Raw genomic sequence first — 12,859 nt, 5'->3', positions numbered from 1 at the left:
ACCGTGGACACCGTCGCCCGACGGTGGCAGGCGTTGGTGGCCCGCGCCGGCGGCGGTCAGCGGCGAGGGCTCGGTCTCGGTGTACCGGTTGACCCCGACCACCACGTCGGCGCCGGACTCCATCCGGCGGCGGCGTTCCGCCAGCGACGCGACAAGCGCGCTCTTGAGGTAGCCGGTCTCCACGGCGGCGACCACGCCGCCCAGCTCCAGCACCTGGTCCAGCTCGGCGCGCGCCCCGGTGACGATCTCGTCGACCAGCGCGGCCATCACGTGCGAGCCGTCGAAGAGGTCGGGGTATTCGAGCAGGTCCGACTCGTAGGCCAGGACCTGCTGCATGCGCAGCGACCACTGCTGGTCCCAGGGGCGGGGCAGGCCCAGCGCCTCGTTCCAGGCGGGCAGTTGGACCGCGCGGGCCCGGGCGTCGCGGGACATCGTCACGCCGAGCATCTCCAGCACGATGCGCTGGATGTTGTTCTCCGGCTGCGCCTCGGTGAGGCCGAGCGAGTTGACCTGCACGCCGTAGCGGAAGCGGCGTTGTCTGGCGTCGGTGACCCCGTACCGGTCCCAGGCGATCTCGTCCCAGAGCACCCCGAACGCGCGCATCTTGGCGATCTCCTCGACGAAGCGCACCCCGGCGTTGACGAAGAACGAGATCCGCTGCACCACGTCGCCCATCCGCTCGGCCGGCACCTGGCCGGCGTCGCGGACCGCGTCGAGCACGGCGACGGCGGTGGCCAGCGCGTAGCCGACTTCCTGTACGGGCGTGGCCCCGGCCTCCTGGAGGTGGTACGAGCAGATGTTGACCGGGTTCCACCGGGGCATCTCGCCCAGCGTGTACGCGACCATGTCGGCGGTCAGCCGCAGCGACGCCGCCGGCGGGAAGATGTACGTGCCCCGGGACAGGTACTCCTTGACGATGTCGTTCTGCGTGGTGCCGGCACAGCGGGCCAGGTCGGCGCCCTGCTCCAGCCCGACGGTGCCATAGAGGGCGAGCAGCCACATGGCCGGGGCGTTGATGGTCATCGAGGTGTTCGTGTCGGCGAGCGGCAGACCGTCGAAGAGCGCCCGCATGTCACCGAGATGCGCCACCGGCACGCCGACCCGGCGACCTCACCGGTGGCGAGTTCGTGGTCCGGGTCGTAGCCGGTCTGGGTCGGCAGGTCGAAGGCGACCGAGAGGCCGGTCTGCCCCTTCGCCAGGTTGCGACGGAAGAGGGCGTTGGTCGCGGCGGCCGACGAGTGGCCGGCGTAGGTGCGCATCACCCATGGCCGGTCCCGCTCGGGCAGACGCCCTGGGTATGCCGTCTCATCCATGGCCGGAGTCTAAGTTACCGCCCAGTAAAAGTTGCTGTGGAAAACCACACAGGTCCATGTCGGGGACGTCCGGGTGCCAACCGCCCGCCGTGGCGTGGAGCGCCACACCCCGGGCGCCCGGCCGGGCCGGTCAGGACGCACACTGGACGGCATGGATGACGAGCTGGCCATCTCCGTCCGGGGGCTACGCAAGACGTACGGCGAGAACGTGGCGGTGGCGGGCGTGGATCTCGACGTCCGCCGCGGTGAGGTGTTCGCCCTGCTCGGCCCGAACGGCGCCGGCAAGACCACCACGGTGGAGATCCTGGAGGGCTATCGCCGCCGCGACGCCGGTGAGGTGACAGTGCTCGGTGCGGACCCGGCGGAGCCGGATGCCGGCTGGCGCTCCCGGGTCGGCATCGTGCTCCAGGGCACCGGCGAGTTCGACGAGCTGACCGTGGCCGAGGTGATCCGGCACTTCTCCGGCTTCTATGCCGACGCCGACGACCCGGACAAGGTGATCGACCGGGTCGGCCTGACCGACAAGGCGAGAGCCCGGACGCACACCCTCTCCGGCGGGCAGAAACGCCGTCTGGACGTGGCGCTGGGCATCATCGGCCGGCCGGAGCTGCTCTTCCTCGACGAGCCGACCACCGGCTTCGACCCGGAGGCGCGCCGCGAGTTCTGGGAGCTGATCCGCGACCTGGCGGCGGCCGGCACCACGATCGTGCTGACCACCCACTACCTGGACGAGGCCGAGGCGCTCGCCGACCGGGTCGGCGTGATCGCCGGCGGCCGGTTGGTCGAGGTGGCCGCCCCGAACCGGCTGGGCAATCGCCAGGACGCCCTCGCCACCGTCTCCTGGCGTACCCCCGAAGGGACGCTGGAGAGCGCGCAGAGCGCGACGCCGACGGCCCTCGTGGCCGACCTGGCCGCGCGCTACGGCGGCGAGGTCCCCGGGCTCACGGTGACCCGGCCGACCCTGGAGGACGTCTACCTCACGATGATCGGACACGCGCGATGACGACCACGACGAAGCCGGCGACGCCGGTCACCGCGACTCGCGGCCGCTCGCCGCGCGCCGGTGCGCTCGCCCTGCGCCAGGGCCGGCTGGAGATCACCCAGTTCCTGCGCAGTCGGGAGTCAGTGGTCTTCACGATGGGCTTCCCCATCATCATGATCCTGATCTTCGCCTCGATCTTCCACGGCACGATCGGCGGCGGGGTCAGGTTCACCCAGTACTTCATCACCGGCATGATCGCGACCGGTCTGATGACGGTGAGCTTCCAGAACCTCGGCATCTGGATTCCGATCGAGCGGGACCGGGGCGTGCTCAAGCGCTACCGGGGCACGCCGATGCCGAAGTGGGTCTGGTTCGCCGGCAAGGTGATCATGGTGGTGGCGATCGGCATCGCAGAGACGGCGCTGCTGCTGGCGGTCGCGGTGGCGCTGTTCGACCTCGACCTGCCGGGCACCGCCGCGAAGTGGTTCACCTTCGGCTGGGTCGCCGTGCTCGGGGTGACCGCCTGCACCCTGTGCGGCATCGCCATCTCGTCGCTGGCCCGCACCGCCCGCAGCGGCTCGGCCGTGGTCACCCCGGTCGCCCTGGTGCTCCAGTTCATCTCCGGGGTGTTCTTCGTCTTCACCGACCTGCCCACCTGGATGCAGCAGGTGGCGGCGCTGTTCCCGCTCAAGTGGATGTGCCAGGGGCTGCGGTCGGTCTTCCTGCCGGAGAGCTTCGGCGCCCAGGAGCCGGGCGACTCGTTCGAGCTGGGTCGGGTGGCACTGGTGCTGGCCCTGTGGTGCGTGATCGGTGTGGTGCTCTGCCTGACCACCTTCCGCTGGACCACCAAGCGCGACGGCTGAGCGCCCGACCGGGGCGGGGCAGCCGCCCCGGTCGGCGTGCTCTCAGTACGTGTAGAAGCCCTTGCCGGTCTTGCGGCCCAGGTCACCGGCGGTGACCATGCGCTGGAGCAGCTCCGGCGGGAAGAACTTCTCGTCGGCGGTGTCGGTGTAGATGTTCTTCGAGGCGTGCAGCAGCACGTCCACCCCGGTCAGGTCGGTGGTGGCCAGCGGGCCCATGGCGTGCCCGAAGCCCAGCCGGCAGGCGGTGTCCAGATCCTCCGCCGAGACCACACCGGACTCGACCAACTTCACCGCCTCCATCACCAGGACGGAGATCAGCCGGGTCGTCACGAAACCGGCGATGTCCCGGTTGACCACCACCACCGTCTTGCCGATCTCCTCGGCGAAGACCCGCGCGGTGTCCAGCGTCGCGTCGCTGGTCTGGTAACCACGGACCAGCTCGCAGAGCTGCATCATCGGCACCGGGGAGAAGAAGTGGGTGCCGACGACCGCCTCGGGCCGCTCGGTCACCGCGGCGATCTGGGTGACCGGAATGGCCGAGGTGTTGGTGGCGAGCACCGCGTCCGACTTGCAGATCTTGTCCAGGGCCCGGAACACCTCGTGCTTGATCTCCAGCCGCTCGAAGACCGCCTCGACCACGATGTCCGCGTCCGCCGCCGCCTCCAGGTCGGTGGTCGGGGTGATCCGGGCCAGCGTCGCCTCGACCTCGGACGCCTCGATCTTGCCCTTCTCGGCGAACTTCGTCAGTGACTTCCGAATGCCGTCGAGCCCTCGGGTGGTGGCCGCGTCGTCCAGGTCGCGCAGCGTCACCTGCCAGCCCGCCTGCGCCGCCACCTGGGCGATGCCGGAGCCCATCAGCCCGGCCCCGACGACCGCGAGTCGACCCGCCATCTACTTCTCCCTCGCTGCGATTGAGTGCCTGCCTGCACCCTAGTCGGCGAGCCTGAACGATGGCTAAGTGGCGGCCGTGGGTCGCCCTCGGCGTCAGATCTCCAGCGACGGCTCCTCCGGTGCGGTGCCCCGCTCCACCGCCACGCCGAGCGCGCGCAGGTCGGCCACGAAGTCGGGGTAGCCCCGATCGACGTGGTGCACGTGCGAGACCTCGGTGACCCCCTCCGCGCAGAGCCCGGCGATGATCAATCCGGCGCCGGCCCGGATGTCGGTGGCCCGCACCGGCGCGCCGGAGAGCGCGTCGCGTCCGCGAACCACCGCGTGATGCCCGTCGGTCTTGATGTCCGCGCCGAGCCGCATCATCTCGTTGGCGAACATGAACCGGCCGTCGAAGATGTTCTCGGTGATCAGGGAGGCGCCGTCGCTGACGGCCGCCAGCCCGATCGCCATCGGTAGCAGGTCGGTGGCGAAGCCGGGGTACGGCAGGGTCACCACGTCCACCGCCCGGGGCCGCTCGTCCATCCGGACCCGGAAACCGTCGCCCCGGGTCTCCACCAGCGCGCCGGCGGCCACCACCTTGTCCAGCGCGACCTCCAGGAAGGCCGGGTCCAGCCCGGTCACCGTCACGTCGCCCCGGGTCATCGCCGCGCCGAACGCCCAGGTGCCGGCGACGATCCGGTCCCCCACCGTGGCGTGCCGTACCGGACGCAGACCGGGCACCCCGGTGATCCGCAGGGTGGACGTGCCCGCGCCGGCGATCCGCGCGCCCATCTGGTTGAGCATCGTGCAGATGTCGACGATCTCCGGTTCCCGGGCGGCGTTGTCGATCATCGTGGTGCCCTGCGCCAGCACCGCGGCCATCACCAGGTTCTCGGTCGCGCCGACGCTGGGGAAGTCCAACACGATGTCCGCGCCGTGCAGCCCGTGCGGCGCGGCGGCGATCACGAAGCCGTGCTCACCGGAGATCTCCGCGCCCATCCGGGTCAGCCCGGAGATGTGCATGTCCAGCCCCCGCGACCCGATCGCGTCGCCGCCGGGGTGCGCCACCCGCACGTACCCCCGGCGGGCCAGCAGCGGGCCGAGCACGCAGATCGACGCGCGCAGCCGCCGAACCAGGTCGTAGTCGGCGTCCGCGCCGGGCTGCTCGGGGACGTCGATGGTCACCGAACGGGAACGGGCCACGCCACCCCTGGCGACCATCGGGTCGACCGGATCGTCCGCGTCGAACTGGACGTCGCAGCCCAGCCGGCGCAGCACCTCCCCCATGATCGCGATGTCGGTGATCCGCGGGACGTTCGTGATCACGCTGCGGCCCGGTGCGAGCAGCGCGGCGGCCATCAGTTTCAACGCCGAGTTCTTGGCACCGACCACGTGCACGGTGCCGGCCAGCCGGGCATCACCGTGCACCTGAATGACGTCGACGTCGTTGACCGCCGGATCGTCGGCGTCGCCGGGGCCCACCACCACCGGCCAACCGGCGGTGCCGTCCGGCCGCGCCGGGATGGTCAGATCGGGAATCCGTAGGCTGTGCGTCATGGCCGTCCACCTCACGCGCATCTACACCAAGGCCGGCGACGCCGGCATGACCAGGCTGAGCAACAACGAGCAGGTACCGAAGACCGATCCACGGATCGCCGCGTACGCGGACGTCGACGAGTGCAACGCGTCGATCGGCGTGGCGATCGCGCTGGGCCAGCTCGACGAGGAGCTGCGCACCGTGCTGGCGTCGGTGCAGAACGACCTGTTCGACGTCGGCGCCGACCTGTCCACCCCGGTCGAGCCGGAGCCGAAGTATCCGCCGCTGCGGGTGACCGAGGAGTACGTCGAGCGCCTGGAGGGCTGGTGCGACGAGTACAACGCACGCCTGAGCAAGCTCGACTCCTTCATCCTCCCCGGCGGCACCGCGGGCGCGGCACTGCTGCACGTGGCGCGGACCACCGCCCGGCGGGCGGAGCGGGCAGCGTGGGCGCTGGTAAACCATGATCCGGAACGAACCAGCACGCTCCCGGCAAAGTATCTCAACCGGCTCTCCGATCTGCTCTTTATCCTGTCAAGAACGGCAAATCCGGCGGGAGATGTGCTATGGGTGCCGGGCGGCAAGCGCTGACCGTGGGGCGCTGCGCACCACGTCGAGGTGGGGATTCCCCATCTGACCGCCGCCACGCGTCGTCAGGGCTGACCACTCCTCAGGACAGACCTGGTGCGGCTGTGGCGCGGCTGACCTGAGACGGCACGGCTGGCCCGGGACGCACGGCTTGGCCGGGGACGGCGGGCGGCGGTGCGGCTGACGGCCGGCGGTGACCGTCGGTCACCTCCGACGAAGCGAATGCAGTATTGAGCGGTATACCTCAGAGGCATATTTATGCCTCTGAGGTATACCGCTCAACAGCACATCGACCTGGCCGGCCAGGCGCAGCGCAGGCTGGGGCGAGACCGCGCCGGATCGACGCAGCAGTGGCACCGACGGGTGCCCCGGAAACCCCACCAGCGGCCCGGCAAGCCCGACAGCAAGCCGGGTAACCCACCAGCGACCACCGCACGGAGACGACAGCTCAGGCGGCCGGCCAGTCCTGGGAGGCCATACGTGGCGAGACCGCCCCCGGAGGGGCGGCCTCGAGCCAGGAGAGAAAACCGGTCACGGTCGATCGCGCCATGGCGATCTCCACCGGTGCGTGGTGACTGGTACAGCGGAGGATCACCCAGTCGGCCGGCATGGAGAGCCGTTCCTGCCCTTCGGGCAACCGTCGGCGCTCCACCGCCAGACCTTTGCGCGACAGCACCCGCTTGGGCCTGATCGCGAAGCTGAACATCCGGTACCACCGCAGCTCGTCACCGGCGAACCGACCGAAGCCGGGCGACCAGCCACGGCCGTCGAGCACTGTGGTGACCCGGACGCTGAGCCGGATGATGCCCCCGCTGCGGGTGACCAGAGCTCGCCGGACGAAGAGGATCAGAAGCGCGCCGAGGATGACGACAACGCCGATTCCGAATCCTTCGACGATCTCCATCCCCGGTCTGACTCAGCGACCCTGCGCGGAGACCGGGGTCGCGCTCTCGGCCAGTACGGTGACGCCGTCGGCGCTCACCGAGAGAAAGCCGCCGGCCACCTCGTAGGCGACCTGCTCGCCACCGGCCAGCTTGATGCGCACCTGACCGGGCTCGGCGAGCTGACCGAGCAGCGGCGCGTGCCCCGGCAGGACACCGAGCTCGCCCTCGGTCGTCCGGGCGACGACCATCTCGGCGTCACCGGACCAGACCTTCTCCTCGACGGCGACGAGCTCGACGTGAAGCTGCTGTGCCACGCTGTCTCCTTGCTGCGGCTACGGATTGCCGAAAGTCTAGCCTGACGCCGGGGCGCGGCTGACGCGGGTGCGGCCCCTACTTGGACTTGTTCACGAAGTCCGGGTGCTCCAGCAGGAACGGGTCGAGTTGCTCGCTGTGCAGGGCGGTGAAGAAGTCCGCGACCCCCGGCTGGAACTGCTCACCCAGGTATCTCTTGCCGTCGAACACGCCACCACCGGGGAGCTTGATCATTTCGATCGTGTTCGGACGGATGTCCTTCAGGGCGAGCCCGAAGTCGACCACGCTGTTGCCCCGACCATTGAAGATCAGCGACTGACCGGCGGCCCGGAGCACCTTGTCCAGCTTGATCGGGTTGGCCACCACGTCGGCACTGAACGCCTGGCCGACCATGGCCTTGACGAACTGCTGCTGGTGGCGCTGCCGACCGTAGTCGGAATCGGGAACACCGTTCTTCGGGTAACGCTGCCGGACGTAGTCCAGCGCCTGCCATCCCTTGAGGTGCTGGTTGCCCTTCTTGTAGAGCGCCTGCGGGCCGACGTAGCCCTCGCCGCGCGTGTTGCCCGGCCGGGCCGTGCCGTCCGGCTGCTTGTGCTCGGACCGGACGTCCCGCTCGATGTACATGTCGACGCCACCCATCGCGTCGACGATCTTCTGGAAGCCGGTGAAGTTGATGATCGCGCCAGCGTCGAAGCGCTTGATGCCTGTCACGCTCTGCACGGTGGTGGCCAACAGCTCGAAGCCCCGGGCCGCGTCGGGGTTCGCCCCCGGCACCTTGCTGCCGAACGACATGGCCGCGTTGATCTTCGTGGTCTCGCCCGGGAAGTTGGCCTTCTTGAACGGCGGAATGGGCACGTAGAGGTCCCGTGGCAGGGAGAACAGGTAGGCCCGGTCCATCGTCGCCGGCACGTGCAGCACCATGATCGAGTCGGCCAGCGGCGCCGCCGTCGGCGTACGCGGGTCGATGCCGACGAGCAGGATGTTGAGTGGGCCCTTGATCTCGCTCTTCTTCGCCTGGGCCCCCGCCGCCTGGTCGCCGAAGAGGTCGGCCTTGCCCACCGCCCCCTCGTAGCGGGCCATCAGGACCTCGGTGCCGACCAGCACCGCCCCGCTGAGCACGGTCAGCACGGTGCCGAACACCGTACAGATCTTGGCCCAACGAGGCACCCCCCGCCAGACGGACGACCTGCGGCCACTGTTGCCGGCCTTACCCACGAGCAGCTCCGTTCGTTACGCCCACGACGAGGAAGACGGGCGCAGGTCGTCGAAAGGTTGCAAACATCAACGCTCGTTCGGGTGAACGCGCGGAACGAACCGTATCTCGGGTGCTTGGCACCGGCGACCACGAGTAACGGACCGCGACGATAGTAAGACGCGAACATGAACAAAAGACTGCCCCGGCGTTGCCGGGGCAGTCTTTTTGTTGCGGCTTCGACGAGCTTGTCAGCTCTTCATCAGCTCTTCAGCCTTCTTCTCCAGGTCCTCGAGACCGCCGCACATGAAGAACGCCTGCTCGGGGAAGTGATCGTACTCACCCTCGCTGATCTTCCGGAACGCCTCGATGGTCTCCTTGATCGGGACCGTCGAGCCCGGCACGCCGGTGAACTGCTCCGCCGCGTAGGTGTTCTGCGACAGGAAGCGCTCGATCCGCCGGGCCCGGGCCACGGTGATCTTGTCTTCCTCGGAGAGCTCCTCGATACCGAGGATGGCGATGATGTCCTGCAGGTCCTTGTAGCGCTGCAGGATCCGCTTCACCTCGGTGGCGACCTGGAAGTGCTCCTGGCCGACGAACTCCGGAGCGAGGATCCGGGACGAGGACGCCAGCGGGTCCACGGCCGGGTAGATGCCCTTGTCGGAGATCGACCGCTCCAGGTTGGTGGTCGCGTCCAGGTGGGCGAACGTGGTGGCCGGGGCGGGGTCGGTGTAGTCGTCCGCCGGCACGTAGATCGCCTGCATCGAGGTGATGGCCTGGCCCCGGACGGAGGTGATCCGCTCCTGGAGCTCGCCCATCTCGTCGGCCAGCGTCGGCTGGTAACCCACCGCGCTCGGCATCCGGCCGAGCAGGGTGGAGACCTCCGAACCGGCCTGGGTGAAGCGGAAGATGTTGTCGATGAAGAGCAGCACCTCCTGCTTCTTCACGTCCCGGAAGTACTCCGCCATGGTCAGCGCGGAGAGCGCCACCCGCAGCCGGGTGCCCGGCGGCTCGTCCATCTGGCCGTAGACCAGCGCGGTCTTGTCGATGACGCCGGACTCGGTCATCTCGGCGATGAGGTCGTTGCCCTCACGGGTGCGCTCACCCACGCCGGCGAAGACCGAGGTACCACCGAAGTTGCGGGCAACCCGGGTGATCATCTCCTGGATGAGCACGTCTTGCCCACGCCCGCGCCGCCGAACAGGCCGATCTTGCCGCCCTTGACGTACGGGGCGAGCAGGTCGATGACCTTGATGCCGGTCTCCAGCATCTCGGTCTTCGGCTCCAGGTCCGCGAAGGCCGGGGCCTTGCGGTGGATACCCCAGTGGTCGTCCGGGGTGAGGGTCTCGCCCTCCTTGAGGTTGAGCACCTCGCCGATCGCGTTGAACACGTGGCCCTTGACCGCGTCGCCCACCGGCACGGTGATCGGCTCGCCGCGGTCACGAACCTCCGCGCCGCGGACCAGACCATCCGTCGGCTGCATCGAGATGGCGCGGACCACGTTGTCACCCAGGTGCTGGGCGACCTCCAGGGTCAGCGTCTTCTCACCGCCGGACAGGTCCACGGTGACGTTCAGGGCGTTGAACAGGGCCGGCATGGCGTCGCGCGGGAACTCGGCGTCGACGACCGGGCCGATGACCCGGACCACGCGACCCGTGGCCGTCTTGGTCTCTACTGGGGCAGTCATCACACTTCACTTCCCGACGCGGCCAGCGCGTTGGCGCCGCCGACGATCTCGCTGATCTCCTGGGTGATCCCAGCCTGGCGGGCCGAGTTCATCTCACGCGTGTACTTCTCGATCATCTCTTCGGCGTTGTCGGTGGCGCTCTTCATCGCCCGCCGCCGTGCCGCCGACTCACTCGCCGCCGACTCGATCAACGCCGCGTAGATCCGCGTGTTGATGTACCTCGGCAGGAGCGCGTCGAGCAGCGCCTCCGCCTCCGGCTCGAACTCGTACGCCGGCAGCAGCCCCTCGGAGCGCGGCCGGTCCTCCACCTGCATCGGACCGACGATCTTGGTAACCGGGTTCTGCGTCATCAGCGAGTGGAACTCGGTGTAGACGATGTGCAGCTCGTCGACGCCGAGCACCCCGTCCGCCCCGGACCCGCCGTCGACGTCGTCCGCACCGGCGGTGAACGCCTTGATCAGCGTCTCACCCACGGCGCGGGCGTCCTCGAACGACGGCTGCTCGCTGAACCCGGTCCAGTTCGCCTCGATCGGCCGGTCGCGGAACCGGTAGAACCCGACACCCTTACGCCCGATGACGTAGAGCACCGGCTCCTTGCCGTCCGCCTTGAGCCGTGCGATCAGCGACTCGGCCATCCTGATCGCGTTGGAGCTGTAACCGCCGGCCAGGCCACGGTCGCTGGTGACCAACAGGACGCCCGCCCGCCGTACCCGCTCGCGCGGGGTGAGCAGCGGGTGGTCGATCCGCGCGTTGGACGCCAGCGCCGTGAGCACGCCGGTGATGGCCTGGGCGTACGGCAGGGACGCCTGCACCCGGGCCTGAGCCTTGGCGATCCGGCTCGTCGCCACGAGCTCCATCGCCTTGGTGATCTTCTTCATCGACTTCGCCGAGCGGATCCGTTGACGAAGAACGCGTACCTGGGCCGCCATGGGATCAGCTCTCGGCCGGGCGGTCGGTCGCGCCGTCGCGGAAGCGGGTCACCGTCTCGCGGTTCTCGTCGCCCTCAAGCGGAGCGGCCGGCGCGTCGTTCACCCGACGCTCGTCGTCCTTGTTGAGGAAGACCTGCTTGAACTCGGTGATCGCGGTGTCCAGCGAGCTGACGATGTCGTCGCCCCACTGGTTGTCGGCGATCCCGGCCAGCACACCCTCGTGCTTGTGCCGCAGGTACTGGAGGAACTCGGCCTCGAACCGCCGGATGTCACCCACCGGGATGTCGTCCAGCTTGCCCTCGGTGCCGGCCCAGACCGAGACGACCTCTTCCTGCACCGGGTACGGCGAGTAGTTCGGCTGCTTGAGCAGCTCGACCAGCCGGACACCGCGGTCCAGCTGGGCCCGGGAGGCCCGGTCCAGGTCGGACGCGAAGGCGGCGAACGCCTCCAGCTCGCGGTACTGGGCCAGGTTGAGCCGCAGCGAGCCGGCCACCTTGCGCATCGGCTTCACCTGGGCGGCGCCGCCGACCCGGGAGACCGAGGTGCCGACGTTGATCGCCGGACGAACGCCCTGGTTGAACAGGTCGGTCTCCAGGAAGATCTGGCCGTCGGTGATCGAGATGACGTTGGTCGGGATGAAGGCCGAGATGTCGTTGGCCTTCGTCTCGATGATCGGCAGACCGGTCATCGAGCCGCCACCCAGCTCGTCGGAGAGCTTCGCGCAGCGCTCCAGCAGGCGGGAGTGCAGGTAGAAGACGTCACCCGGGTACGCCTCACGGCCCGGCGGACGACGCAGCAGCAGCGACACGGCCCGGTACGCCTCGGCCTGCTTGCTCAGGTCGTCGAAGACGATCAGGACGTGCTTGCCGCCGTACATCCAGTGCTGCCCGATGGACGAGCCGGTGTACGGAGCCAGGTACTTGAAGCCGGCCGGGTCGGACGCCGGCGAGGCGACGATGGTGGTGTACTCCATCGCGCCCGCCTCCTCCAGCTGCCCCTTGATCGAGGCGATGGTGGAGGCCTTCTGGCCGATGGCGACGTAGATGCAGCGAACCTGCTTCTTCGGGTCGCCGGTGCGCCAGTTGTCCCGCTGGTTGAGGATGGCGTCCAGGGCGACAGTGGTCTTGCCGGTCTTCCGGTCACCGATGATCAGCTGCCGCTGGCCCCGACCGATCGGGGTCATCGCGTCGATGGCCTTGATACCGGTCTGCAGCGGCTCGAACACCGACTGCCGGGACATCACGTTCGGAGCCTGCAGCTCCAGCTCGCGGTAGCCCTCGTCGGCGATGTCGCCGAGCCCGTCGATCGGCTGGCCGAGCGCGTTGACCACGCGGCCGAGGAAGGCGTCACCAACCGGCACCGAGAGCACCCGGTCGGTGCGCTTGACCCGCTGCCCCTCCTCCAGCTTGGCGGAGTCACCGAGGACGACGACGCCGATCTCCCGCACGTCGAGGTTCAACGCCACGCCGAGCGTGCCGTCCTCGAACTCCAGGAGCTCGTTGGTCTTGGTCGAGGGCAGGCCCTCGACGTGGGCGATGCCGTCACCGGTGTCGGCGACGGTGCCGACCTCCTCGCGGGAGACGTCGGACGAGTAGGAGGAGACGTAGCGCTCCAGGGCGCCGCGGATCTCCTCCGTCGAGATGGTCAGCTCGGCCATCCTCTGCTTCCTTAAAATTCAGGGGCCCGGGATACCTAGTACCAA

Annotated in this window: 10 protein-coding genes and 2 pseudogenes; 3 read left to right on the top strand and 9 right to left on the bottom strand. The window is 69.1% G+C overall.

The window, feature by feature from the left end:
* A pseudogene (locus JM949_RS13325) lies at positions 1-1,313 on the bottom strand (methylmalonyl-CoA mutase family protein); the annotation flags it as partial.
* A gap of 151 nt (positions 1,314-1,464) precedes the next feature.
* Here JM949_RS13325 and JM949_RS13320 point away from each other — a divergent pair.
* Positions 1,465-2,316, top strand: coding sequence for an ABC transporter ATP-binding protein (locus JM949_RS13320; protein WP_203148819.1), 852 nt, complete (start codon positions 1,465-1,467; stop codon positions 2,314-2,316).
* Positions 2,313-3,158 carry an ABC transporter permease gene (locus JM949_RS13315; protein WP_203148817.1) on the top strand — a complete coding sequence of 282 codons (846 nt, stop codon included), beginning with the start codon at positions 2,313-2,315 and terminating at the stop codon, positions 3,156-3,158. The genes JM949_RS13320 and JM949_RS13315 overlap by 4 nt, the downstream gene beginning before the upstream one ends.
* A gap of 42 nt (positions 3,159-3,200) precedes the next feature.
* Here the strand turns inward: JM949_RS13315 and JM949_RS13310 are convergent, their stop codons facing one another.
* A complete protein-coding gene (locus JM949_RS13310) occupies positions 3,201-4,049 on the bottom strand; it encodes a 3-hydroxyacyl-CoA dehydrogenase family protein (protein ID WP_203148815.1) in 849 nt (282 codons plus the stop codon).
* 93 nt (positions 4,050-4,142) lie between these two features.
* Complete coding sequence (gene murA / locus JM949_RS13305; protein WP_203148813.1) at positions 4,143-5,585, bottom strand: UDP-N-acetylglucosamine 1-carboxyvinyltransferase; 1,443 nt, start codon at positions 5,583-5,585, stop codon at positions 4,143-4,145.
* Here murA and JM949_RS13300 point away from each other — a divergent pair.
* Complete coding sequence (locus JM949_RS13300) at positions 5,584-6,156, top strand: cob(I)yrinic acid a,c-diamide adenosyltransferase (protein WP_203148811.1); 573 nt, start codon at positions 5,584-5,586, stop codon at positions 6,154-6,156. The two genes, murA and JM949_RS13300, sit on opposite strands and share 2 nt — an antisense overlap.
* A gap of 445 nt (positions 6,157-6,601) precedes the next feature.
* On the opposite strand, the gene JM949_RS13295 is transcribed toward JM949_RS13300, so the two are convergent.
* The 6 genes and pseudogenes from JM949_RS13295 to atpA all read right to left on the bottom strand — a co-directional run bounded on the left by JM949_RS13295 (position 6,602) and on the right by atpA (position 12,814).
* A complete protein-coding gene (locus tag JM949_RS13295; protein WP_203148809.1) occupies positions 6,602-7,057 on the bottom strand; it encodes a DUF2550 domain-containing protein in 456 nt (151 codons plus the stop codon).
* 12 nt (positions 7,058-7,069) lie between these two features.
* Positions 7,070-7,351 carry a F0F1 ATP synthase subunit epsilon gene (locus JM949_RS13290; protein WP_203148807.1) on the bottom strand — a complete coding sequence of 94 codons (282 nt, stop codon included), beginning with the start codon at positions 7,349-7,351 and terminating at the stop codon, positions 7,070-7,072.
* A 76-nt stretch (positions 7,352-7,427) separates the two neighbouring features.
* Positions 7,428-8,570 (bottom strand): LCP family protein, encoded by a 1,143-nt coding sequence (locus JM949_RS13285; RefSeq protein WP_203148821.1) that lies wholly within the window; start codon positions 8,568-8,570, stop codon positions 7,428-7,430.
* A 222-nt stretch (positions 8,571-8,792) separates the two neighbouring features.
* Positions 8,793-10,228: pseudogene (gene atpD / locus JM949_RS13280) on the bottom strand (F0F1 ATP synthase subunit beta).
* Entirely contained in the window at positions 10,228-11,157 is a 930-nt protein-coding gene (locus JM949_RS13275; protein WP_203148805.1) for a F0F1 ATP synthase subunit gamma, read from the bottom strand. The pseudogene atpD and the gene JM949_RS13275 overlap by 1 nt, the downstream one beginning before the upstream one ends.
* Positions 11,158-11,161: 4 nt before the next feature.
* Positions 11,162-12,814 carry a F0F1 ATP synthase subunit alpha gene (gene atpA / locus JM949_RS13270; protein ID WP_203148803.1) on the bottom strand — a complete coding sequence of 551 codons (1,653 nt, stop codon included), beginning with the start codon at positions 12,812-12,814 and terminating at the stop codon, positions 11,162-11,164.
* Between the last annotated feature and the right edge of the window lie 45 nt (positions 12,815-12,859).

Source organism: Micromonospora tarensis (assembly GCF_016803395.1).
Lineage (GTDB): Bacteria > Actinomycetota > Actinomycetes > Mycobacteriales > Micromonosporaceae > Micromonospora > Micromonospora tarensis.
This window is presented reverse-complemented; position numbering and strand designations above follow the sequence as displayed.

What these genes read in the sequence shown, in the direction of transcription:
- JM949_RS13275 (WP_203148805.1), bottom strand. Translation starts at nt 11,157, where the DNA reads ATGGCGGCCCAGGTACGCGTTCTTCGTCAACGGATCCGCTCGGCGAAG.
- atpA (WP_203148803.1), bottom strand. Translation starts at nt 12,814, where the DNA reads ATGGCCGAGCTGACCATCTCGACGGAGGAGATCCGCGGCGCCCTGGAG.
- murA (WP_203148813.1), bottom strand. Translation starts at nt 5,585, where the DNA reads ATGACGCACAGCCTACGGATTCCCGATCTGACCATCCCGGCGCGGCCG.
- JM949_RS13300 (WP_203148811.1), top strand. Translation starts at nt 5,584, where the DNA reads ATGGCCGTCCACCTCACGCGCATCTACACCAAGGCCGGCGACGCCGGC.
- JM949_RS13315 (WP_203148817.1), top strand. Translation starts at nt 2,313, where the DNA reads ATGACGACCACGACGAAGCCGGCGACGCCGGTCACCGCGACTCGCGGC.
- JM949_RS13310 (WP_203148815.1), bottom strand. Translation starts at nt 4,049, where the DNA reads ATGGCGGGTCGACTCGCGGTCGTCGGGGCCGGGCTGATGGGCTCCGGC.
- JM949_RS13320 (WP_203148819.1), top strand. Translation starts at nt 1,465, where the DNA reads ATGGATGACGAGCTGGCCATCTCCGTCCGGGGGCTACGCAAGACGTAC.
- JM949_RS13295 (WP_203148809.1), bottom strand. Translation starts at nt 7,057, where the DNA reads ATGGAGATCGTCGAAGGATTCGGAATCGGCGTTGTCGTCATCCTCGGC.